Origin of the sequence: Cedecea sp. AS113, from assembly GCF_037152415.1 — a bacterium.
In the GTDB taxonomy this organism is placed as follows: Bacteria; Pseudomonadota; Gammaproteobacteria; order Enterobacterales; family Enterobacteriaceae; genus Cedecea.
In genome coordinates this window covers 351,518-373,758 of sequence record NZ_JBBCMI010000003.1, presented here as the reverse complement: position 1 = coordinate 373,758, position 22,241 = coordinate 351,518, and the positions used below count along the sequence as shown (strand labels likewise).

22 protein-coding genes are annotated in these 22,241 nt (G+C 55.8%); 12 read left to right on the top strand and 10 right to left on the bottom strand.

Going from position 1 to position 22,241, the window contains the following annotated elements:
* Window positions 1–95: 95 nt before the first annotated feature.
* Window positions 96–1,382 carry a citrate synthase gene (locus tag WFN87_RS05730; RefSeq protein ID WP_008456139.1) on the top strand — a complete coding sequence of 429 codons (1,287 nt, stop codon included), beginning with the start codon at window positions 96–98 and terminating at the stop codon, window positions 1,380–1,382.
* A 45-nt stretch (window positions 1,383–1,427) separates the two neighbouring features.
* Here the strand turns inward: WFN87_RS05730 and nei are convergent, their stop codons facing one another.
* The 6 genes from nei to WFN87_RS05700 form a co-directional block, all read right to left on the bottom strand.
* Window positions 1,428–2,219, bottom strand: coding sequence for an endonuclease VIII (nei, locus tag WFN87_RS05725; RefSeq protein ID WP_336982241.1), 792 nt, complete (start codon window positions 2,217–2,219; stop codon window positions 1,428–1,430).
* 18 nt (window positions 2,220–2,237) lie between these two features.
* The gene (pxpC, locus tag WFN87_RS05720; protein WP_336982240.1) at window positions 2,238–3,170 is read right to left on the bottom strand and encodes a 5-oxoprolinase subunit PxpC; all 933 of its coding nucleotides are present in this window, start codon (window positions 3,168–3,170) and stop codon (window positions 2,238–2,240) included.
* Complete coding sequence (gene pxpB, locus WFN87_RS05715) at window positions 3,164–3,820, bottom strand: 5-oxoprolinase subunit PxpB (RefSeq protein WP_008456136.1); 657 nt, start codon at window positions 3,818–3,820, stop codon at window positions 3,164–3,166. The genes pxpC and pxpB overlap by 7 nt, the downstream gene beginning before the upstream one ends.
* A 13-nt stretch (window positions 3,821–3,833) precedes the next feature.
* Complete coding sequence (locus WFN87_RS05710) at window positions 3,834–4,577, bottom strand: type 2 GTP cyclohydrolase I (RefSeq protein ID WP_166994592.1); 744 nt, start codon at window positions 4,575–4,577, stop codon at window positions 3,834–3,836.
* Window positions 4,578–4,592: 15 nt separating this feature from the next.
* Window positions 4,593–6,002, bottom strand: coding sequence for a deoxyribodipyrimidine photo-lyase (phrB, locus tag WFN87_RS05705; protein ID WP_166994555.1), 1,410 nt, complete (start codon window positions 6,000–6,002; stop codon window positions 4,593–4,595).
* A gap of 207 nt (window positions 6,003–6,209) precedes the next feature.
* Window positions 6,210–6,416 carry a YbfA family protein gene (locus tag WFN87_RS05700; protein WP_336982239.1) on the bottom strand — a complete coding sequence of 69 codons (207 nt, stop codon included), beginning with the start codon at window positions 6,414–6,416 and terminating at the stop codon, window positions 6,210–6,212.
* A gap of 313 nt (window positions 6,417–6,729) precedes the next feature.
* Here WFN87_RS05700 and kdpF point away from each other — a divergent pair, with 313 nt between their 5' ends.
* Genes kdpF through WFN87_RS05665 form a run of 7 tightly spaced genes read left to right on the top strand, consistent with a single transcriptional unit; the run spans window position 6,730 to window position 14,993 of the window.
* On the top strand, window positions 6,730–6,819 hold the full coding sequence (gene kdpF, locus WFN87_RS05695; protein ID WP_008456132.1) for a K(+)-transporting ATPase subunit F: 90 nt from the start codon (window positions 6,730–6,732) through the stop codon (window positions 6,817–6,819).
* Window positions 6,819–8,504 (top strand): potassium-transporting ATPase subunit KdpA, encoded by a 1,686-nt coding sequence (gene kdpA, locus WFN87_RS05690; protein ID WP_336982238.1) that lies wholly within the window; start codon window positions 6,819–6,821, stop codon window positions 8,502–8,504. Before kdpF ends, kdpA begins: the two co-directional genes overlap by 1 nt.
* 13 nt (window positions 8,505–8,517) lie before the next feature.
* Window positions 8,518–10,566 carry a potassium-transporting ATPase subunit KdpB gene (kdpB, locus tag WFN87_RS05685; protein WP_008456125.1) on the top strand — a complete coding sequence of 683 codons (2,049 nt, stop codon included), beginning with the start codon at window positions 8,518–8,520 and terminating at the stop codon, window positions 10,564–10,566.
* 12 nt (window positions 10,567–10,578) lie between these two features.
* Complete coding sequence (kdpC, locus tag WFN87_RS05680) at window positions 10,579–11,154, top strand: potassium-transporting ATPase subunit KdpC (RefSeq protein ID WP_336982237.1); 576 nt, start codon at window positions 10,579–10,581, stop codon at window positions 11,152–11,154.
* A gap of 12 nt (window positions 11,155–11,166) precedes the next feature.
* Window positions 11,167–13,854, top strand: a complete 2,688-nt coding sequence (gene kdpD, locus WFN87_RS05675; RefSeq protein WP_008456121.1) for a two-component system sensor histidine kinase KdpD — start codon at window positions 11,167–11,169, stop codon at window positions 13,852–13,854.
* A complete protein-coding gene (gene kdpE, locus WFN87_RS05670) occupies window positions 13,851–14,528 on the top strand; it encodes a two-component system response regulator KdpE (protein ID WP_336982236.1) in 678 nt (225 codons plus the stop codon). Before kdpD ends, kdpE begins: the two co-directional genes overlap by 4 nt.
* 36 nt (window positions 14,529–14,564) lie before the next feature.
* Window positions 14,565–14,993 (top strand): EamA family transporter, encoded by a 429-nt coding sequence (locus tag WFN87_RS05665; protein WP_008456117.1) that lies wholly within the window; start codon window positions 14,565–14,567, stop codon window positions 14,991–14,993.
* Window positions 14,994–15,027: 34 nt separating this feature from the next.
* Here WFN87_RS05665 and pgm read toward each other — a convergent pair whose 3' ends face one another.
* The gene (gene pgm, locus WFN87_RS05660) at window positions 15,028–16,671 is read right to left on the bottom strand and encodes a phosphoglucomutase (alpha-D-glucose-1,6-bisphosphate-dependent) (RefSeq protein ID WP_336982235.1); all 1,644 of its coding nucleotides are present in this window, start codon (window positions 16,669–16,671) and stop codon (window positions 15,028–15,030) included.
* Window positions 16,672–16,698: 27 nt separating this feature from the next.
* On the bottom strand, window positions 16,699–17,247 hold the full coding sequence (seqA, locus tag WFN87_RS05655) for a replication initiation negative regulator SeqA (RefSeq protein ID WP_008456114.1): 549 nt from the start codon (window positions 17,245–17,247) through the stop codon (window positions 16,699–16,701).
* 174 nt (window positions 17,248–17,421) lie between these two features.
* Here seqA and ybfF point away from each other — a divergent pair, with 174 nt between their 5' ends.
* The 4 genes from ybfF to fur all read left to right on the top strand — a co-directional run bounded on the left by ybfF (window position 17,422) and on the right by fur (window position 20,045).
* Window positions 17,422–18,189 carry an esterase gene (ybfF, locus tag WFN87_RS05650; protein WP_336982234.1) on the top strand — a complete coding sequence of 256 codons (768 nt, stop codon included), beginning with the start codon at window positions 17,422–17,424 and terminating at the stop codon, window positions 18,187–18,189.
* A gap of 141 nt (window positions 18,190–18,330) precedes the next feature.
* The gene (gene ybfE / locus WFN87_RS05645) at window positions 18,331–18,609 is read left to right on the top strand and encodes a LexA regulated protein (RefSeq protein ID WP_008456110.1); all 279 of its coding nucleotides are present in this window, start codon (window positions 18,331–18,333) and stop codon (window positions 18,607–18,609) included.
* Between the two features lie 179 nt (window positions 18,610–18,788).
* Window positions 18,789–19,319 carry a flavodoxin FldA gene (gene fldA / locus WFN87_RS05640; RefSeq protein ID WP_008456108.1) on the top strand — a complete coding sequence of 177 codons (531 nt, stop codon included), beginning with the start codon at window positions 18,789–18,791 and terminating at the stop codon, window positions 19,317–19,319.
* Window positions 19,320–19,598: 279 nt separating this feature from the next.
* A complete protein-coding gene (gene fur / locus WFN87_RS05635) occupies window positions 19,599–20,045 on the top strand; it encodes a ferric iron uptake transcriptional regulator (RefSeq protein WP_008456106.1) in 447 nt (148 codons plus the stop codon).
* A gap of 94 nt (window positions 20,046–20,139) precedes the next feature.
* Here the strand turns inward: fur and chiQ are convergent, their stop codons facing one another.
* Together chiQ and chiP are read right to left on the bottom strand one after the other, a co-directional pair.
* Window positions 20,140–20,466, bottom strand: a complete 327-nt coding sequence (gene chiQ, locus WFN87_RS05630) for a ChiQ/YbfN family lipoprotein (RefSeq protein ID WP_008456104.1) — start codon at window positions 20,464–20,466, stop codon at window positions 20,140–20,142.
* A 47-nt stretch (window positions 20,467–20,513) separates the two neighbouring features.
* The gene (gene chiP, locus WFN87_RS05625) at window positions 20,514–21,920 is read right to left on the bottom strand and encodes a chitoporin ChiP (protein ID WP_008456102.1); all 1,407 of its coding nucleotides are present in this window, start codon (window positions 21,918–21,920) and stop codon (window positions 20,514–20,516) included.
* Window positions 21,921–22,241 lie beyond the last annotated feature (321 nt).

Below are 22,241 nucleotides of genomic sequence, written 5' to 3'. Positions count from 1 at the left end.
GAGCCAATTAAAAAACTGGTAACCAACCATTGTGGGTTCGAATGCAAATCGGACGCCCGGCAGTCTTATGAAATAAGGCGCTAAGGAGACCGTAAATGGCTGATACTAAAGCAAACCTCACCCTTAATGGTGACGATGCTCTCGAACTTGATGTGCTAAAGGGCACGCTAGGTCAGGATGTAATTGATATCCGTAGTCTTGGTTCTAAAGGTGTATTTACTTTTGACCCAGGTTTCACCTCTACCGCATCCTGCGAATCCAAAATCACTTATATCGACGGTGACGAAGGCATTCTGTTGCACCGCGGTTTCCCGATTGACCAACTGGCCACCGAATCCAGCTACCTGGAAGTGTGCTACATCCTGCTGAACGGCGAAAAACCGACGCAGGAGCAGTTCGACGAATTCAAAACTACCGTTACCCGCCACACCATGATTCACGAGCAGATCACCCGTCTGTTCCACGGCTTCCGTCGCGACTCACATCCGATGGCCGTGCTGTGCGGCGTAACCGGCGCGCTGGCGGCCTTCTACCACGACTCCCTTGACGTGAATAACCCACGTCACCGTGAAATCGCGGCGTTCCGTCTGCTCTCCAAAATGCCAACCGTAGCGGCAATGTGTTACAAGTATTCGATTGGCCAGCCGTTTGTTTACCCACGCAACGACCTCTCCTACTCGGCTAACTTCCTGAACATGATGTTCTCCACGCCGTGCGAAGAGTACAAAGTTAACCCAATTCTGGAGCGAGCAATGGATCGTATTCTGATCCTGCACGCTGACCACGAGCAGAACGCATCGACGTCAACCGTACGTACCGCAGGTTCTTCCGGCGCTAACCCATTTGCGTGTATCGCGGCGGGGATCGCTTCCCTGTGGGGACCGGCTCACGGCGGCGCGAACGAAGCTGCGCTGAAGATGCTGGAAGAAATCAGCACCGTGGAGCACATTCCAGAATTTATCCGTCGTGCCAAAGACAAGAACGACTCGTTCCGCCTGATGGGCTTCGGCCACCGCGTGTACAAAAACTACGACCCGCGCGCCACCGTGATGCGTGAAACCTGTCACGAAGTGCTGAAAGAGCTGAACCTGAAGGATAACAACCTGCTGGAAGTGGCGATGGAGCTGGAACACATCGCGCTGAACGACCCGTACTTCATCGAGAAGAAACTCTACCCGAACGTAGACTTCTACTCCGGAATCATCCTGAAGGCGATGGGCATTCCTTCCTCCATGTTTACCGTTATCTTCGCGATGGCGCGTACCGTGGGCTGGATTGCACACTGGAACGAAATGCACGACGACGGCATTAAAATTGCCCGTCCACGTCAGCTGTACACCGGCTACGACAAACGTGATTTCAAATCCGATCTCAAAAAGTAATATTTCTTACTTGATGAGTAAAAAACGCGCCCTGTGGCGCGTTTTTTATTTCTGGCAGCGAGGGCACCAGTAAAACGGCCTTGAAGAGAAGTTGGTTCTTTCAATAATCCCTCCACATCGTTCGCACGGTTCACCCGCCCGGTGAAACACCCTAAAGCTGAAAACAGCCCCGTGATGTTTGTTCTCATCTCCCTGGCCTCGCGTCTGATAAGAAAGCCGTGGAATCGCCAGCAAAGCAGTCGCTAACCGCTCAATCTGCTCTTCGCTTAAATCCTCCGCGCGGTGCTGCGGCGCAAGTTCCGCTTCCCAAAGGATTTCCACTCGCAGGTAATTCCCCAAACCGGCAAGAAAAGCCTGGTCGAGCAGTAACCCGCTGAACTGCCGACGGCGAAACTTTGGCGACAGCAAACGTGCTTTGACCAGATCCACCGTCAGCGTTTCATCCAGCACATCCGGCCCCACGCGCTGCAAGAAAGGCTGTTGTTCAAGCTGCCCCTGATCGAGGATTTCTATGTCCGAGGCGCTGTAAAGAAGAATGGCTTTTTTAGCCGTTTGCAGCCTGACACGCAGCACACGGTTCGTTTCTGCTACTTTACCTACGTCAGCCACTCGCCATACGCCGTAAAGCTGATTATGACTGTACAAGGTTAAGCCGTTGGAAAAATGCGTCAGCATTGCTTTTCCTCGGGTTTCGATACGATCGATGGTTTTCCCCACCAGCATCGCTTCAAACGGCTTAAGCTCTTCAAAAGCAAACCAGGCTTCGGTTAACGGCTCCCCGCCCACGGCGGCTTCCAGCTTGTCCGCCGCGCGGCGAATCTCCGGTCCTTCCGGCATACTAAACTCCCTGAAACGTTATGCTTCCTGTGCTAGTTGCCAGGCAATCTGCTCGAGATAAATAGCCTGTTCGCGGCGCGCTTTGAGCGCCTCCGCCAGCGTACACGGCACAAAATGAATGGGTTCCCCCAGCCTGACCTGAGCCAGATGATAAAGATCGGCCTCAATCACGCAGGCAATGCGAGGATAGCCCCCGGTTGTCTGGGCATCGTTCATTAACACAATCGGCTGGCCGTTATGCGGTACCTGAATCACGCCCGGCAGCAGGCCATGAGACAGCATTTCTCGCTGGGTCGTCCGCTCCAGCTCTGGCCCCTGAAGCCTGTAGCCCATCCGGTTACTCTGCGGGCTAATTTGCCAGGCCAATCGCCAGAAACTCTCCTGAGATGCCTGGCTGAATTCCTGATACTCCGGCCCGGTCACGGCGCGAATGCGATTTCCCCAAAGCAGTTGTTTTACACCGCGGGGATGCTGAAATTTACGTTGAGGTTTACGCAAAGCTAAACGGTCACCATCCCGCAGCAAACGGCCATGATGACCGCCGATCCCGGCTTTAAGATCGGTGCTGTAAGACCCCATCACTTCCGGCACATCCAGGCCACCGTCGACGGCAAGGTAGCTGCGCATACCGTGCGTAGGTTTTTTCAGCGTCAGCCTTTGGCCTTTTTTGACAGGCAGTCGCCAGCCCGTCCACACGGCGTTGCCATCCAGCTCCGCATGGCAGCCCGCCCCGGTAAGCGCAAACCAGCCGCTACGCCCGAATTCAATCACGCACTGTCCAAGGGTGATTTCCAGCGCGGGGGCATCTGGCGCATTCCCAACCAGTAAATTGGCGACGGAGATGGCGGGAGTATCGAGCGCGCCGCAGCGGCTCACGCCCAAATGACGCTGCCCTTCCCGGCCCGTATCCTGCACGCTGGTTTGTATCCCGGCGCGAACAATATTCAGCATATGCCCCCCTGCTGCGGGACGAAACGCACGGTATCACCCGGCAACAATAAAGTGGGTGATGAGCCGTTGGGGTTAAACAAATCGAGTGAGGTGCGGCCGATGATTTGCCAACCTCCCGGCGTCACCAGCGGATAAATGCCGGTTTGACTGCCACCAATGCCTACAGAGCCAGCGGCAACCTGCAGCCGGGGTTCTGCCCGGCGGGGCGTAGCGAGGACTTCAGGCAGTCCCCCCAGATAAGCAAAGCCCGGCTGGAAGCCAAGGAAGTAGACGATGTACTCCGCTCCAGAATGCAGGGCGACTACCTGTTCGGGCGTTAAGTTATTGTGGCGAGCCACGACATCAAGATCGGGCCCCACCTCGCCGCCGTATACGACCGGAATATCAATCTTACGAGGCGGAGGGATCACAGCCTCACTTTCTTCCCACCAGCGCTGGAGCCATTCAATGCCATCCAGCGCCAGCCGCTGAGGATCTTTCAGCACCACGGTGATGTTATTCATGCCCGGAATGGCCTCGCTCACCTCGTCAGAGGCATTCAGGCGCTGCAGCAGTCCCCAAATGCGCTGCTGGCTGGCAAGCCTGACAGGAGGATCCAGCTCCAGAACCACCGCTTTTTCACCCAATAAATAACAGCGAGCTCGTTGCACAGCTCCTCCGGTATCAGGCTGGATTAGGGATATCGATAAAGATAACGTCGAGATCGGTTTCGCTGTTTAGCCAGTCGCTAAGCGCCTGGATCCCACCCCGCTCGGTGGCATGGTGACCCGCGGCGTAGAAATGCAGCCCCTGTTCGCGGGCGGAATGAATCGTCTGCTCGGAAACTTCGCCGGTAATAAACGCATCCACACCAAAGCGCGCCGCGCTATCGATAAAGCCCTGCCCACCGCCCGTGCACCACGCCACGCGGCGGATCTGATCCGGGCCGGTGTCTCCACACCACAGCGGCGTGCGGCCTAAGCGCATTTCAATCCAGGAAGCCAGCTCCACGCCGGAAAGCGGCGTCGGGAACTCGCCCCAGGGGACCAGCGGCTCAACTTCCCCTTTCGTTTCAATCCCCAGCAGCGCGCCAAGTTGGGCGTTATTCCCCAACTGCGGATGGGCATCAAGCGGCAAATGCCAGCCGTAAAGGTTGATGTCGTTCGCCAGCAGCGTTTTCAGGCGGTTGCGCTTCATGCCGCGGATCACCGGCGATTCATTTTTCCAGAAATAACCGTGGTGGACGATCACCGCATCGGCCTGCTGGCGCACAGCTTCGTCCAGCAGCGCCTGGCTGGCAGTAACCCCAGTGACAATCTTGCGGATCGCTTCCCGGCCTTCAACCTGCAGGCCATTCGGGGCGTAATCACTGATTGCCGAGCTGTTCAGCTTGTCATTAATCAGGCGTTCCAGTTCACTGTTTTTCATCATTATTCTCTTTGGTTATTTTCTTGCCGCTTCATAAGCCGCAAGCGTATTCAGTCGGGCCTGCCTATGGTCAACAATCGGGCGCGGGTAGTCCAGCGTTTGCTTTTGTTTATCAGCCCAGTCCCACGGCGAATGAATCTGTTTCCCTGGCACAGTTTTCAGTTCAGGTAGCCAGTGGCGAATAAAATCCCCTTCAGCATCGAAGCGTTCACCCTGAGTTGTCGGGTTAAAAATGCGGAAATAAGGCGCGGCGTCGGTGCCCGTAGAAGCCGCCCACTGCCAGCCGCCGTTGTTCGCCGCCAGATCTCCGTCAATCAGCTGCGACATAAAATAGCGCTCGCCCTGCCGCCAGTCGATCAGCAAATCCTTCACCAGAAAACTCGCCACGACCATGCGTAAACGGTTATGCATCCAGCCCGTTTGGTTCAGCTGCCGCATCGCCGCATCGACAATGGGGTAACCCGTTTTACCCTGCTGCCAGGCTTCAAGCCATGCATTATTTCCGCTCCAGCGAACTTTATCTGTCCAGGCAATAAACGGCTGGTGACGGCAAAGTTTTGGGTACGCAACCATCAGATGGCGGTAAAACTCGCGCCAGATGAGTTCGTTGAGCCAGGTAGCTCCGGCTTCGCCCTCCAGCGCTTTAGGGTGCTCTTTTAGCAGACGATGCAGGCACTGGCGCGGAGACAAAACGCCGGTGGCCAGATAAGGTGACAGCCGGCTGGTGCCTTCTATCGCCGGGAAATCACGTTGTTCCGGGTAGTCGGCAGCGGGCTGCAGGCAAAATTTACGCAGCATGCCAATGGCCTCCGGCTCACCCACCGGGAAGAGTTCGCGGTCAAACGCCTCACGGGGCATATCAAACGCAAAGCTTTCATTGAAGTCGCACTCTCCACGGGCTTTTGGCGCAGGCACGCATTCCGGCAGCCCTTCCTGCAAGCGCCGAATAAACGCCTTGCTGAACGGGGTAAAGACTTTGTACATCTCGTGGTTGCCGGTAGTGACGCTGCCCGGTGCAAGCAGCAGGCTGTCATCAAATCCCTGCACGGTAACGTCCACATCCAGAGCTTTTTCCAGCGCGGCGTCACGGGCACGCTCGTTAACTTCATACTGGTAGTTGTAAAAAAGCGCATCGACTTTTTGTTCAACGCAGAACGCTTTTATACACTCTATCGACGCGGCAAAATCCGCAGCCTGTTGGATATGAAGTTCAATCCCACGCCCGGCCAGGGCATGACCCAATGCCCGTAAATGCTCAAAGATAAATTCGGCCTGTTTGGGTGCCATGACGTGCTGCCGCCATTGTTCGGGCGTCACGACAAAAAATCCGATGACTTTTGCATCGGGATTACGGCAGGCGGCGTGTAAGGCGTAGTTATCGTGAATACGTAGATCGTTGCGGAACCAGACCAGATGGGTAGGCATAACTCTCCCTGGATTCATTACCTGACCGCCGCCATTGCGCGTTGGCGACGGTTCAATATTGGAAGTTATTCCGGACAGCAGAAGCATACCAATGCCAGACTAAGCGACATCGCTGGCTGCCCGCGTCTCAGTTGTTAATTCAGTGTAGCAAGACGCAGGCAACAAAAAAGCTACCCGGAGGTAGCTTTCGTCAAATCGATTCAGCTTTTAGTAATAATCGAAGGCGGCGGCTTCAGATTGCGCCATCCACACCGGCTTGTCGCTGGTTTTGGACCAGACGCGGTGCAGGTAGCTGTAAAAACGCGCGCGATCTTTCCAGAACAGCATTACAGGCAGCGCCAGCACACCGGCAGCGATTGCGAAAGTGCGACGCAGGATGACCTGATGCGCAGGGTATTCTTTGTATAAAGACATAGGCTTCTCCTCATAATGTGTGACCGACACCGCATGTCGGAAAATCGAAACTTGTTATCTGGTCAAAATACTATCTCATTGTTTGAAAGTTTACTACTCCTCCGACCAGATAAATGCACTTTTTTGTGCGCTATTTATCTTTTCACCTGTAATTAAGTTACAAAATGGTTAAATAAATACTAACCATTAGTTAACTAATGGCTTTTGCCATTTTTATACTTTTTTTACACCCCGCCCCCGGACTTTTACGACATCTTTTCACCCGAAATCCTATTCTGCCGCGAAATGCTTAACGCACCGTTGGAGGTGGATTGTGAGTGCAGGCGTCATAACCGGCATCGTGCTGGTCTTCTTGCTGTTGGGTTACCTGGTTTATGCCCTGATTAAAGCGGAGGCGTTTTAATGGCTGCGTCCGGATTTTTACTGATCGCCAGCTTCCTGCTGGTGCTCTTTGCCCTTGCGAAACCGCTGGGCGCCGTGCTGGCACGACTGATCGACGGCGAACCGCTGCCGATCGTGGGCCGCATTGAGCCCATTTTGTGGTCCCTGATGGGCAGCAAAGGTGAAGAAATGGGCTGGAAACGCTATCTGATGGCGATTCTGGCATTTAACGTTTTTGGGCTGATCCTGCTGTTCGCGATGCTGCTGTTCCAGGACAGTTTGCCGCTTAACCCTCAGCATCTGCCGGGCCTCTCCTGGCATCTGGCGCTGAACACTGCCGTCAGTTTTGTCTCCAACACTAACTGGCAGTCTTACGGCGGCGAAACCACGCTGAGCTACTTCAGCCAGATGGTGGGCCTGACGGTACAAAACTTCGTTTCTGCCGCCACCGGCATTGCCGTAGTGTTTGCGCTGATCCGTGGTTTCTCTCGCCATTCCACCAGCACGCTGGGCAACGCCTGGGTCGATTTAACCCGCGTTACGCTGTACATCCTGCTGCCAATCTCGCTGGTGATGGCGCTGTTCTTTATCAGCCAGGGTTCGCTGCAGAACTTCTCTGCTTACCAGCCTTACACCACCATTGAAGGCGTTCAGCACCTGCTGCCGATGGGGCCGGTGGCTTCTCAGGAAGCGATTAAAATGCTGGGAACCAACGGCGGGGGCTTCTTCAACGCTAACTCCTCTCACCCGTTTGAGAACCCTACGGCGCTGACCAACTTCGTGCAGATGGTTTCCATCTTCCTGATCCCGGCCGCGCTCTGCTTCGCCTTTGGTGAAGCCGTGGGTGACCGCCGTCAGGGCCGCGCGCTGCTTTGGGCGATGACCATTATCTTCGTGGTCTGCGTGGTGGTAGTGATGTGGGCCGAGCTGCAGGGCAACCCGCACTTTATCCAGTTGGGCGCCAACAGCAGCATCAACATGGAAGGCAAAGAGAGCCGCTTCGGCATTCTGAATAGCAGCCTGTTCGCGGTGATTACTACCGCCGCATCCTGCGGGGCGGTCAACGCCATGCATGACTCCTTTACGGCGCTGGGCGGCATGGTGCCAATGTGGCTGATGCAGATTGGTGAAGTGGTCTTCGGCGGCGTAGGCGCTGGCCTGTACGGCATGCTGCTGTTCGTCCTGCTGGCCGTGTTTATCGCCGGGCTGATGATTGGGCGTACCCCGGAATACCTGGGTAAGAAAATTGACGTGCCGGAAATGAAGATGACTTCGCTGGCCATTCTTATCACCCCTGCCCTGGTGCTGCTCGGCACCGCGCTGGCGATGATGACGGATGCAGGCCGCAGCGGCATGGCAAACCCAGGGATCCACGGCTTCAGCGAGGTGCTGTATGCGATTTCTTCCGCCGCAAACAATAACGGTAGCGCCTTCGCCGGCCTGAGCACCAACACGCCGTTCTGGAACGTTCTGCTGGCTGTATGCATGTGGTTTGGTCGCTTTGGGGTGATTATCCCGGTAATGGCTATTGCCGGTTCCCTGGCCGCGAAAAAATCCCAGGCCGTCAGCATCGGTACGCTGCCAACGCACGGCCCGCTGTTTATCGGTTTACTGATTGGGACAGTGCTGCTGGTTGGCGCCCTGACCTTTATCCCCGCCCTCGCTTTAGGCCCGGTTGCGGAACACCTTTCTCTGGTTAATTTCTGATTACGAGGCTTCCATGAGTCGCAAGCAACAGGCGCTGTTTGAACCTGGTCTGATCCGTCAGGCGCTAATTGATTCTTTTAAAAAGCTCGCCCCGCAGGTGCAGTGGCGCAACCCGGTGATGTTTATCGTCTGGGTGGGGAGCATCATCACTACCCTGCTCGGGATAGCGATGTTCACCGGCCTGCAGCAGGGGGATGCCCTCTTCACGCTCGCCATCAGCCTGTGGCTGTGGTTTACCGTGCTGTTCGCCAACTTTGCTGAAGCGCTGGCAGAAGGCCGCAGCAAGGCCCAGGCGAACAGCCTGAAAGGGGTGAAAAAAACCAGTTGGGCACGCAAACTGCGCAGCCCACAGCATGATGCGCAGGTGGACCACATTCCGGCGGCCGATCTGCGTAAAGGCGACGTCGTGCTGGTGGAAGCCGGGGACATCATCCCTTGCGATGGCGAAGTCCTTGAGGGTGGCGCGTCGGTGGATGAAAGCGCCATCACCGGGGAATCCGCCCCGGTTATCCGTGAGTCCGGCGGCGACTTTGCCTCGGTGACCGGCGGGACGCGCATTCTGTCCGACTGGCTGGTCATCCAGTGCAGCGTTAACCCAGGGGAAACCTTCCTCGACCGCATGATTGCCATGGTGGAAAGCGCCCAGCGTCGTAAAACGCCGAACGAAATCGCCCTGACTATCCTGCTGGTAGCGCTGACAATCGTCCTGCTGCTGGCGACCGCAACCCTGTGGCCGTTCTCTGCCTACGGCGGCCAGGCGGCTAGCGTAACCGTGCTGGTAGCCCTGCTGGTCTGCCTGATCCCAACCACCATCGGCGGCCTGCTTTCCGCCATCGGTGTGGCCGGGATGAGCCGCATGCTGGGTGCGAACGTGATCGCTACCAGCGGCCGGGCGGTAGAAGCTGCCGGGGATATCGACGTCCTGCTGCTGGATAAAACCGGCACCATCACGCTCGGTAACCGCCAGGCCTCCGCCTTCCTCCCTGCCCCTGGCGTGGATGAAAAAGAGCTGGCCGATGCCGCGCAGCTGGCCTCACTGGCGGATGAAACGCCAGAAGGCCGCAGTATCGTGGTGCTGGCAAAACAGCGCTTTAACCTGCGTGAACGCGACGTGCAGAACCTGCAGGCAACGTTTGTGCCGTTTACCGCACAAACCCGTATGAGCGGTATCAATATTCAGGACCGCATGATCCGCAAAGGTTCTGTGGATGCCATCCGCCGCCACGTAGAAGTGAACAACGGCCACTTCCCGGCCCAGGTCGACACGCTGGTTGAAGGCGTGGCTCGCCAGGGCGGTACGCCGCTGGTGGTTGCCGAAGGCGCTAACGTGCTGGGCGTAATCGCGCTGAAAGACATCGTGAAAGGCGGCATTAAAGAGCGTTTCGCACAACTGCGCCAGATGGGCATCAAAACGGTGATGATCACCGGGGATAACCGCCTGACCGCCGCGGCGATTGCCGCCGAAGCCGGGGTGGATGACTTCCTTTCTGAAGCCACACCGGAAGCCAAGCTGGCGCTGATTCGCCAGTATCAAGCCGAAGGACGTTTGGTGGCGATGACCGGCGACGGCACCAACGACGCCCCTGCCCTTGCGCAGGCAGACGTAGCGGTAGCCATGAACTCCGGGACTCAGGCAGCGAAGGAGGCCGGGAACATGGTTGACCTGGACTCTAACCCAACCAAGCTGATTGAAGTGGTCCACATCGGGAAGCAAATGCTGATGACTCGCGGGTCACTGACCACCTTCAGTATCGCTAACGACGTGGCGAAATACTTCGCCATTATCCCGGCGGCGTTTGCGGTGACTTACCCGCAGTTGAACGCGCTGAACGTGATGCACCTGCACTCCCCTGCTTCGGCCATCTTGAGCGCGGTGATCTTCAATGCGCTGATCATCATCTGCCTCATTCCGCTGGCGCTAAAAGGCATTAGCTACAAGCCGCTGAGCGCGGCCGCGATGCTGCGCCGCAACCTGTGGATCTATGGCCTGGGCGGTATCGTCGTGCCGTTTATTGGTATCAAAGTGATTGACGTGATCCTGACCGTACTCGGTCTGGTCTAAGAGGAAAAGAACATGGCTACGTTACGCCCCGCTTTATTACTGCTGATTATCCTGACGCTGATTACCGGAGGGGTTTATCCTCTCCTCGCCACGCTGCTGGGGCAATGGTGGTTCCCGGCTCAGGCCAACGGCTCGTTAATCGTTGAAGACGGCAAGGTTCGCGGTTCAGAGCTGATTGGTCAGGACTTCACTAACGTAAAATATTTCCAGGGTCGCCCCTCTGCCACCTCGGATAGCCCCTATAATCCAATGGCATCCGGCGGCAGCAACCTTGCGGCCAGCAACCCGGAGCTGGACAAAGAGGTTAAGGCTCGCGTTAGTGCGCTGCGTGCGGCTAACCCGGAGGCTAATCCAGCGGTACCCGTTGACTTAGTCACCACCTCCGCCAGCGGCCTGGACGGGCAGCTTTCTCCTGAAGCGACCGCGTGGCAAATCCCACGGGTAGCGAAAGCCAGAAATCTGCCAGTGGAGCAAATCGCTCGCCTGGTGGCGGAAAACACCACCACGCCGCTGGTGAATTTTATCGGCATGCCGGTAGTGAATATCGTTAAGCTGAACCTGGCGCTGGACCATCTCCAGGCGAAGTAAAAAGGACGTGTTATGACCGAGGAGCCGCTGCGCCCCAACCCCGATAAGCTGCTGGAGAAAGTCAACCGCCAGCCGCGTGGGAAACTGAAAATCTTCTTCGGCGCCTGTGCAGGCGTCGGGAAAACCTACGCGATGCTTCAGGAGGCGCAGCGCCTGCGGGCGCAGGGCCTCGATGTGCTGGTGGGCGTGGTGGAAACCCACGGCCGCCAGGAAACTGCCGAACTGTTAAAGGGGCTGACGATTCAGCCCCCTCGTCGTATTCACCACCGGGGGCGTCTGGTCCAGGAGTTTGACCTGGACGCCGCCCTCGCCCGCAACCCTGCCCTGATTCTGATGGACGAACTGGCGCACAGTAACGCGCCAGGCTCGCGCCACCCCAAACGCTGGCAGGACGTGGAAGAGCTGCTGGAAGCCGGGATCGACGTCCTGACCTCCGTTAACGTTCAGCATCTGGAAAGCCTGAATGACGTAGTAGGCGGAGTCACCGGGATTCAGGTACGCGAAACCGTCCCCGACCCTATTTTCGACGCCGCCGACGAAGTCGTGCTGGTTGACCTGCCGCCGGACGACCTCCGCCAGCGCCTGCACGAAGGCAAAGTTTATATCTCCGGCCAGGCCGAACGCGCCATCGAGCACTTCTTCCGTAAAGGCAACCTGATAGCGCTGCGAGAGCTGGCCTTGCGACGCACAGCCGACCGCGTTGACGATCAGATGCGCGCCTGGCGGGACAACCAGGGACAGGAAAAAGTCTGGCACACGCGGGACGCCATTCTGCTGTGCATCGGCCATAGCAACGGCAATGAAAAACTGGTTCGCACCGCCGCTCGCCTTGCCGCCAAGCTCGGCAGCGTCTGGCACGCCGTCTACGTCGAAACGCCGCAGCTTCACCGCCTGCCGGAACATCAGCGCCGGACCATTTTAAGCGCTCTGCGGCTCGCCCAGGAGCTGGGAGCCGAAACCGCCACGCTTGCCGATCCCAATGAAGAAAAAGCGGTGCTGCGCTACGCCCGCGAACACAATCTCGGCAAAATCATTATTGGCCGTCATACCACGCGCCGCTGGTGGCACCGTACGTCTTTCGCCGACCGGTTAGCCAAACGCGCTCCGGACCTCGATCTGGTGATTGTTGCGCTGGATGAAAAACCGCTCCCCTCCCCGACCAGAGCACCGGACACCAGAACGCTAAGCGAGAAATGGCGCATTCAACTGCGCGGCTGCGCCGTGGCAGTGGTGCTCTGTGCGTTTATTACCTTTATCGCCAATCAGTGGCTGGTGGCCTTTGATGCCGCCAACCTGGTGATGATCTACCTGCTTGGCGTGGTGATGGTCGCGCTATTTTATGGCCGCTGGCCGTCCGTCCTCGCGACGGTCATCAACGTGATTAGCTTCGACCTGTTCTTTATTGCGCCGCGAGGCACGCTCGCCGTGTCGGATGTTCAGTATCTGCTGACCTTCGGCGTAATGCTCACCGTCGGGCTGGTGATCGGGAATCTGACCGCCGGAGTACGTTATCAGGCACGCATCGCCCGCTACCGGGAACAGCGCACCCGTCATCTGTATGAAATGTCTAAAGCTCTGGCCGATGACCGCACGCCGCAGGACGTCGCCGCCACCAGCGTGCAGTTTATTAACAACACCTTCCAGGCCCGCAGCCTGCTGCTGCTGCCGGACGATCACGGGAAACTCAGCCGTATCGCAGCCGAAGGGGAACCCGCTCAGTGGGATGAAGCGATTGCCCGCTGGAGCTTTGATAAAGGCCAGCCCGCCGGTGCCGGAACGGATACGCTGCCGGGCGTGCCCTACCGCATCCTGCCGCTTAGCACCACGGAAAGGACCCTGGGTCTGCTGGTCGTTGAGCCGGAGAATCTGCGCCAGCTGATGATCCCCGAACAGCAGCGCCTGCTGGAAACCTTTACCCTGCTGGTGGCCACCGCGCTCGACAGGCTGCTGCTCACCGCCAGCGAAGAACAGGCCCGGCTTTCCAGCGAACGGGAGCAAATCCGCAACTCGCTGCTGGCCGCGCTTTCGCACGACCTGCGCACGCCGCTGACCGTGCTGTTTGGCCAGGCAGAAATCCTCACGCTGGATCTCGCCAGTGAAGGATCAAAACATGCCCCGCAGGCCAACGAAATCCGTCAGCATGTGCTGAACACCACCCGGCTGGTGAATAATCTGCTGGATATGGCCCGCATTCAGTCGGGCGGTTTTAATCTTCGTAAAGAGTGGCTGACGCTAGAGGAAGTCGTCGGCAGCGCGCTGAAGATGCTCGAACCGGGCCTCGGCGGCCGCCATATCGCCCTTAATTTGCCTGATCCGCTGATGCTGATTGAAGTCGACGGCCCGCTGTTCGAACGCGTGCTGATCAACCTGCTGGAGAATGCGGTGAAATATGCCGGTTATAAAGCCAACATCGGTATAAAAGCGACCTCGACAGCAGACAAGCTGGACCTGGAAGTTTGGGACAGCGGCCCGGGGGTTCCCGCTGGTAAAGAGCTGCTGATTTTTGATAAATTTGCCCGCGGTAACAAAGAGTCAGCTATTCCAGGCGTTGGGCTTGGGCTGGCTATCTGCCGGGCGATTGTTGAAGTTCACGGCGGCACAATTTATGCGCTTAACCGCCCGGAAGGCGGTGCCAGCTTCCACGTTGTGCTACCTTTATCACCTCCCCCCGAACTCCCTGAAATGATTGAGGTGCTGTGACAACGGTTCTGATAATTGAGGATGAAAAAGAGATCCGCCGCTTTCTGCGCACCGCGCTGGAAGATGAATCGTTGCGCGTGTTTGATGCCGAAACCCTGCAGCGCGGCCTGATTGAAGCCGCCACCCGCAAGCCGGATCTGGTGATTCTGGATCTCGGCCTGCCGGATGGCGACGGCATCGATTTTATTCGTGACTTCCGCCAGTGGAGCCAGACGCCGGTCATCGTCCTGTCGGCCCGGAGTGACGAGCAGGCGAAGATTGCCGCCCTGGATGCTGGCGCAGACGATTTTCTCAGCAAGCCGTTTGGCATCGGTGAACTGCAGGCCAGGCTTCGCGTCGCCCTGCGCCGCCACGCCAGCACCGTTCAGCCCGATCCGATTTATCAGTTTTCCGAAATTCGGGTCGACCTCGCCTCGCGCCGTATTACCCGCGGCGAAGAGGAAATTCACCTGACCCCCATTGAGTTCCGCCTGCTGGCAACCCTGCTGAATAATCACGGCAAAGTCCTGACCCAGCGCCAGTTGCTTAATCAGGTTTGGGGCCCGAATGCCGTGGAACACAGCCACTATCTGCGCATTTATATGGGCCACCTGCGCCAGAAGCTGGAGAGCGACCCCGCTCGCCCTCGCCATCTGCTCACCGAAACCGGGATCGGCTACCGTTTTATGCTCTGAAGGAGTAATCTCTGGCTCGTTCAAGAGGAGCCCGTTATGAGCGCATGGTTAGTCTACGCCCTGTTGTCTGCCGCTACGGCAGCGCTGGTCGCTATTTTTGGCAAAGTTGGTTTGCAGCATCTGGATGCCAATACCGCCACAGCCGTTCGCGCTGTGGTCATGGCGTTATTTTTAGTTGGGGTGGTCGTCGTTCAGGGAAAACTGAATCTTGTTAGTACGGTGTTTGCCGATAAAAAAGCGCTGCTGTTTATTTTGTTAAGCGGCGTGGCCGGGGCGCTGTCCTGGCTGTTCTATTTTATGGCGATCAAAAGTGGTGACGTGTCGAAGGTCGCCCCTATCGATAAGCTAAGCGTAGTGTTCGCGGTTATTCTGGCGGTGATTCTGTTTGGTGAGAAAGTGTCGCTGATTGCCGGGATAGGCGTGGCGCTTATCACCTGCGGCGCACTGATGGTGGCTTTGGGTTAAAAGAGAAAGGCTCCCTGGGGAGCCTTTTTGCATATTACTTCGCGCTTTTCAGCACTTCGCTGACAATCTCTACCGCTTCTTTCTCGATCTGCTCGCGGTGCTCTGCGCCGAGGAAGCTTTCACAGTAAATCTTGTAGGCGTCTTCGGTGCCGGACGGACGAGCGGCAAACCAGCCGTTCTTGGTCATCACCTTCAGGCCGCCAATGGAAGCGCCGTTGCCCGGTGCCGCCGTCAGACGCGCGGTGATCGGGTCACCTGCCAGCGTGTCTGCACTCACCATTTCAGGTGACAGCTTGGACAGCGCGGCTTTCTGTGCAGAAGTGGCTGGGGCCTGAATACGGTTATAGCTCGGTGCGCCAAAGCGCGCGGCTAACTCATCGTAATGCTGCTGCGGGTTTTTGCCCGTCACGGCGGTGATTTCTGCCGCCAGCAGGCACATGATGATACCGTCTTTGTCGGTCGACCATGGGGTGCCGTTGAAGCGCAGGAACGATGCCCCGGCGCTCTCTTCGCCCCCGAAGCCGAAGCTGCCGTCGAACAGGCCGTCAACGAACCACTTAAAGCCCACCGGGACTTCCACCAGCTTGCGGCCCAGATCTTCTACCACGCGGTCAATCATCGCGGAGGAAACCAGGGTTTTACCGACGGCCACATCTTTGCCCCAATGCGGACGGTGCTGGAACAGATAGTTAATAGCCACAGCCAGGTAATGGTTCGGGTTCATCAGGCCCGCCGGCGTGACGATGCCGTGGCGGTCGTAATCCGGGTCGTTGGCAAACGCCAGATCGAATTTGTCGCGCAGCGCCAGCAGGCCCGCCATCGCACATTCGGAGGAGCAGTCCATGCGAATTGCGCCGTCTTTATCCAGGTGCATAAAGCGGAAGGTCTGGTCGACCTGATCGTTCACGATGGTCAGATCGAGGTTGTAATGCTTCGCGATACGGTGCCAGTATTCGATCCCGGAACCGCCGAGAGGATCAACCCCCAGCTTCAGGCCCGCTTTTTGAATCGCGGCCATGTCGACGATATCCACCAGCCCTTCGATGAACGGCTGAATCAGATCCTGCGCCTGAACGTGACCGCTTTCCCAGGCTTTATCCAGCGTAATGCGCTTCACGCCTTTCAGGCCGTCGGCCAGCAACGCGTTAGCGCGATCTTCAACGACTTTGGTGACGTTAGTATCAGCCGGGCCACCGTTTGGCGGGTTGTACTTGATGCCGCCGTCGTCCGGTGGGTTGTGGGATGGCGTGATAACAATCCCGTCCGCCTGAGGGCCGCCCTTTTGGTTATGCACCAGGATGGCGTTAGAAATTGCAGGCGTCGGCGTATAGCCGTTATCCTGCTGCACAATGACGTCCACGCCGTTAGCGGCCAGCACTTCCAGCACGGAGATAAACGCAGGTTCGGACAGCGCGTGGGTGTCTTTGCCCACATAGCATGGACCGGTGATCCCATTCTTTGCGCGTTCTTCAGCGATAGCTTGCGCAATCGCCAGAATATGAGGTTCGTTAAAGCTATGCCGTGCTGCACTGCCGCGGTGGCCGGAGGTCCCGAATTTCACCGCGTGTTCGCTATTCCCCACCACTGGCTTAAGCACGTAATACTGCGCCGTAAGCTGGGCTACGTTAATCAAGTCGCTCTGTTGTGCAGGTTGACCCGCACGATCGTGGTTAGCCATTGGCTCTTCCTTACTGACGCCAGGTTTTTAAATAGTGCCGCAAACCTTTTCAATCAGCTCCGCAGGGAACTGCATTGACTGCATGATGTGTTCGATCATGCTGCATTTACGACCAGTATTCGTATTGGTGATCACCCAGTATGGGGTGCCCGGAACATGTTTCGGCTTGGTTTGATTGCCGTTTGCCAGCAGAGTTTGCTCATCGCCAGCAAAATAGACGCGGGTGCGGCCATGCAGCGATTCAGTGGCTTCGCCAAAGGTTTTTGCATCCAGCATATACAGCGTGGACAGCACCATCATAAAGCGGTTTACGGCTTTATTCTGGGCAGCGTACTCGTCGGAAAGCAGCAGCTCACGAACGGCACGCACGCGATTACGAGCGGTGTTCGCTGGTTTTTCTTCAACAACGGGAGCCGCAGCGCGCTCAGGCGCAGCGGGCGTAGAAGTGGCTGCTGGTGTTTGCCCGGCGGTAAATTTAAGCATACGCCGTAAAATGTCTGACGCGCTCTCGCCGATGTGTTTTGTCTGGCTGGCAATATAGCGGTAAAGCTCGTCATCAACTTCGATTGTTTTCATCTTAATCCAGTGCGATATCTTTTCTGAATACAAGTCGTTGGGATTATAGGGTCAAATCCCAACAGCGAACAGGAGAGGCGACTCAAAGTCAGAGTAAACTGAATATTTGCCGCACGCCCGCGAGAATGCCAACATGATACCCTAACCAAACGAACCAAAATAAAGAACTTTGCCATGAAATTAAATGCTCGCCTGCAAACTGCGCAACAATTGAATAGCAATTCCCCTATCGTACTGATCCACGGCCTGTTCGGCAGCCTGGATAACCTGGGTGTCCTGGCACGGGATCTGGGTAAAGATCATGCGTTGCTGCAGATCGATCTGCGCAATCACGGGCTGTCACCGCGCAGCGATGATATGAGCTATGCCGCAATGGCCGGGGACGTTCTGGACACGCTGGACGAATATGGTATCGAGAAAGCGTCGTTTATTGGCCATTCCATGGGCGGTAAAGTGGTGATGGCGCTTACCGCAATCGCCCCTCAGCGTATTGATAAGCTTGTGATGATAGATATTGCGCCGGTTAACTATCAGGTTCGCCGTCACGACGAAATTTTCGCGGCTATCCGCGCGGTCACCGAAGCGGGCGTAAAAACTCGCCAGCAGGCGGCGCAAATCATGCGCGACCACGTAGCTGAGGAAGGCGTCATTCAGTTTCTGCTGAAATCCTTTGCTGACGGCGAGTGGAAGTTCAACGTGCCCGTGCTTTGGCAGCAATACGAAACTATCGTTGGCTGGCGGCCTGTTCCGGCCTGGCCATATCCTGCACTATTTATTCGCGGCGGGAATTCTCCATATGTTGATGAAAGCCACCGCGAGGCGCTGCTAAGTCAGTTCCCACAGGCCCGTGCTCACGTCATCGCTGGAGCGGGTCATTGGGTTCATGCGGAAAAACCGGATGCCGTTCTACGGGCGATCCACCGATTTATCGACGCAGAGTAGAAAAACTGATTAAAAACAGACCGACCGGGCAGCTGAAGTCGCTAACGCGTTGGCGCGAATGGCGCGCTGATGTATGATGGCGCGCTTAATTGCACCGGCACCCTGCCCCTGCAGCCAGAATTTCCTGTCAGTATTCTAATCATGGCAAAAGAACAAACGGACCGTACTACATTAGATCTGTTCGCGGACGAGCGTCGCCCCGGGCGGCCGAAAACTAATCCGCTCTCGCGCGATGAGCAATTGCGTATCAATAAGCGCAATCAGCTGAAGCGCGATAAAGTGCGTGGTTTGAAGCGGGTTGAGCTAAAACTGAACAACGAGGCGGTCGATGCCCTCAACCAGCTGGCTGACGCCCGTAACATCAGCCGCAGCGAACTGATCGAAGAGATGCTGCTCGAGCAGCTTAAAAATCTCGGGTAACGCCTTCAGCCACCCTGCGGGTTATCTGAAATCTCAAAAGGGTGAGCAAAACCATGTTGCAGACTGTGCACCCGGGCGTGATAGCTGTTTCCGCTGCTGGAGCTGTTCTGCTATGATTGCCCTATACGTGGGCATTGAACGGCCAGCATACTATTAAGTTTCAAGAGGTTATTTTACTCATGGCAATCGTAGGCATTTTTTTCGGCAGCGACACCGGTAACACCGAAAATATCGCGAAAATGATTCAAAAACAGCTCGGTAAAGACGTTGCTGAGGTGCATGACATTGCTAAAAGCAGCAAAGAAGATCTCGAAGGTTTCGACATTCTCTTGCTCGGCATCCCGACCTGGTACTACGGCGAAGCCCAGTGTGACTGGGATGACTTCTTCCCTACGCTTGAAGAAGTCGATTTCAACGGTAAACTGGTGGCGCTGTTCGGCTGCGGCGACCAGGAAGACTACGCGGAATACTTCTGTGATGCGCTGGGCACCATTCGCGACATTATCGAACCGCGCGGCGCGGCGATTGTGGGCCACTGGCCAACCGCGGGCTACCACTTTGAAGCCTCCAAAGGCCTGGCGGATGACGACAATTTTGTCGGCCTGGCCATCGATGAAGATCGCCAGCCGGAACTGACCGCTGAGCGCGTTGAGAAGTGGGTTAAACAGGTTTCTGAAGAACTGAATCTGTCGGATATCATTAACGCCTGATTTCTCTGGCGCAAATACAGCATTTGCGCCATCTTGATAGCTTGTAGCAATGAAAATAATTGCTACAAGTTTGTAACTTTCTCGTACATCCCTGTACAATGTCTTCCTGATAGCTTGGCTGATAATTACTGTAAATGGCGACGCCGCCACGATTTTTCAGCCTTATTTTGCACCATACTTGCGGTTCCCATTTAGAAGTAGCAGTTCTATAATGAGACGCATTACTCTTTACGCTCACTGCAGTTTGAGCGAATCGTTAAGCAACAGGACACTTTCCGCATGACTGACAACAATACCGCATTAAAGAAGGCCGGCTTGAAAGTCACGCTTCCTCGATTAAAAATCCTCGAAGTGCTGCAAGAGCCGGTAAATCATCACGTCAGCGCGGAAGACTTATATAAACGTCTGATCGACATGGGCGAAGAAATCGGCCTGGCGACCGTCTATCGCGTGCTGAACCAGTTTGATGATGCAGGGATCGTGACCCGCCATAATTTTGAAGGCGGCAAGTCCGTTTTTGAGTTGACCCAGCAGCATCACCACGACCACCTGATCTGCCTCGACTGCGGTAAAGTGATCGAGTTCAGCGATGATTCTATTGAATCCCGCCAGCGTGAAATTGCCACTCGCCACGGCATCCGCCTGACTAACCACAGCCTCTATCTGTACGGACACTGTGCTGAAGGTGATTGCCGCGAAGACGACACGGCCCACGATCCTAAATAAGTAATCCGCATTAACAAACGCTGCTTCGGTGGCGTTTAAAAGCAAAAACCGGCAGGTTTCCCTTGCCGGTTTTTTTATTGACTGAAAAAGGCTATCAGCTGTTATTGGCGCGAATCTCCTGCCAAATCTTATCGCAGCGTACCTTCGCGGCTTCATCATTGCCGCTCTTTCTTGCCTGGATACATTTCTGGTAATCCAGCACGTTCACCGTTTCTTTCTCAACAAACGCTTTATGCTGTTTTTCCTGGCGCAGTACGTTCAGCACGCTCTGGCAGGCTTCAATTTTATCCGGATTGCCTTCCGCCGTATTGATACAGGCGCTATAGGCCTGCTTCAGGCGTGAATCTTCCGGAGGTGCAGGAGGTTGAACGCAGGCAGACAGCGTGAATACAGCGGCGGTAATCAGCAGAATCTTTTTCATGTTCGGTTCCTTATAAAAAAACGGGCGCTTGCGCGCCCGGTTTCACATCAGAAGATGGTGAACGGAGCAATCACGATGAATTTCACGTCACGCTCATCCTGGAAGATGTTGCCGTACCCGCCGCCCCAGCTTGGGATGTCAGAGTGGTTGTCGTACTGAGTGAAGTGCAGTTTGAACAGCGTGCCTTTCGCACGGCCTTCCTGCACGGTATACATGGCGTCGAGGCTGTAAGAAGACTCTTTGATCTTGTTGGAAGCGAGATCCTGGCGGTTACCGGAAGCATCAAGCGCCCATGTAGACGGTTTTGCGTCCCATGCATAAACGTAAGAAGCACCCACTGCCCAACCCGGCAGGTTCCAGTTGCTCAGGTCATACATTGCACCGAAGAACACGGCTTTTTCACCGTTGGCGTTGAAGTCAGAGCGGTTATCCCACCACACATCCAGACGACCGTTGGAAGACGCGTAGGTTGGCGTCATACGCTGCAGGAAGTAACCCTGCTGGCCTTCTGCCTTCACCATGGTCCCTTCCAGACGCAGGTCGACCTGGCCAATTTTATAGCCAAATGTCAGCGCCTGGAGCCATGCGGTGCCATCGTAGATATCATTGATGGTGTTGTTCGCGGCTTTATCACGGGTGCCGTAGAACTGGTAGCTGGTGCTCAGCGGGCTGCCTGCAACGTCGAATTTGTAGCTGGCTTTAGCAAAGTACTGATCAACAAAGCCCTGAGCCTGACCGAATGCGGCTTCCAGAATCAGATCGTTTTTGAAGTCATACTTCGCGCCGATGGAGTGCAGATAGTCAACTTTGGTCTTTTTATCGTTCTGGTAGAACTTATCGGTTTCAAGGTGCCATGGCGCCTTGTACTCGTTAGTCCACATGTAGGAGAAGCTCAGCGCACCGGCATCACCGTAGTCAAATGCGGCTCCCGCTTCAGCCCCCTGATAAGTACCAGGCATGAAGCTCCAGTGTGGTGCTAACAGCGTTTGACCGGTTGGCTGAATGTAACCTGCGCGAGCCCAAACCGGGCCGTATTTGAATTTGGCCGCCGCTTTATAAAGGCTGATGCCACCTTTATCGCCGGAGTAGTCTTCGTCGTAGGTTTTATTTTTAGAGGAGAATGCGATTTCGTTCGGGTGACCGCTGGCGCTGTCTTCGGCCATTTCAATGGCGGTGAAAGCGGCAATATCAAAACCAAACATATCGGCCGCATAGCCAGACTGGAAGTCGAGGTTGGCGTTCCAGGTTGAGTGCGACAGGTTAGTTTTGTACTTACCGTCGGAGACGTCTTTACGGTCACGTTCACGCTGCCAGTAATAGATGCCGCCGGTCAGCGTGGAGTCATCAACAAAGCCCGCGGCGCTAGCCTGCGGAGCCACGACAAAACCTGAAAGAGCGGTAACGCTTGCAATAGCAAGAGCAAGCGCACTACGTTTGCCACTAAACGTACGCATAGTTAAATTCCTCTTTGACGTAAAAATCATCGTCTGACGTGAAAAGCGCCAATGACGAAAAAAAGTAAAATTGCCTGACGGCTAAAAGCGGTTTTTGCCTAACACACCCGCATTACTGCTGCTCATAGACTATTTTTCGCGACGCGAATTATCAATGACTTTGTATCAGAGATTTCCTGGAGTATGACAGAGAGCACATAATCTATGTGCATTTGTAACAAAATTGCGCAGCAGATTATTAACCCTGATTACGATTGATTTTAAGAATAAAACTTCATTGAGAGCGCTTTCATTATAAGCATCAGGAGATTACGGGGAAGG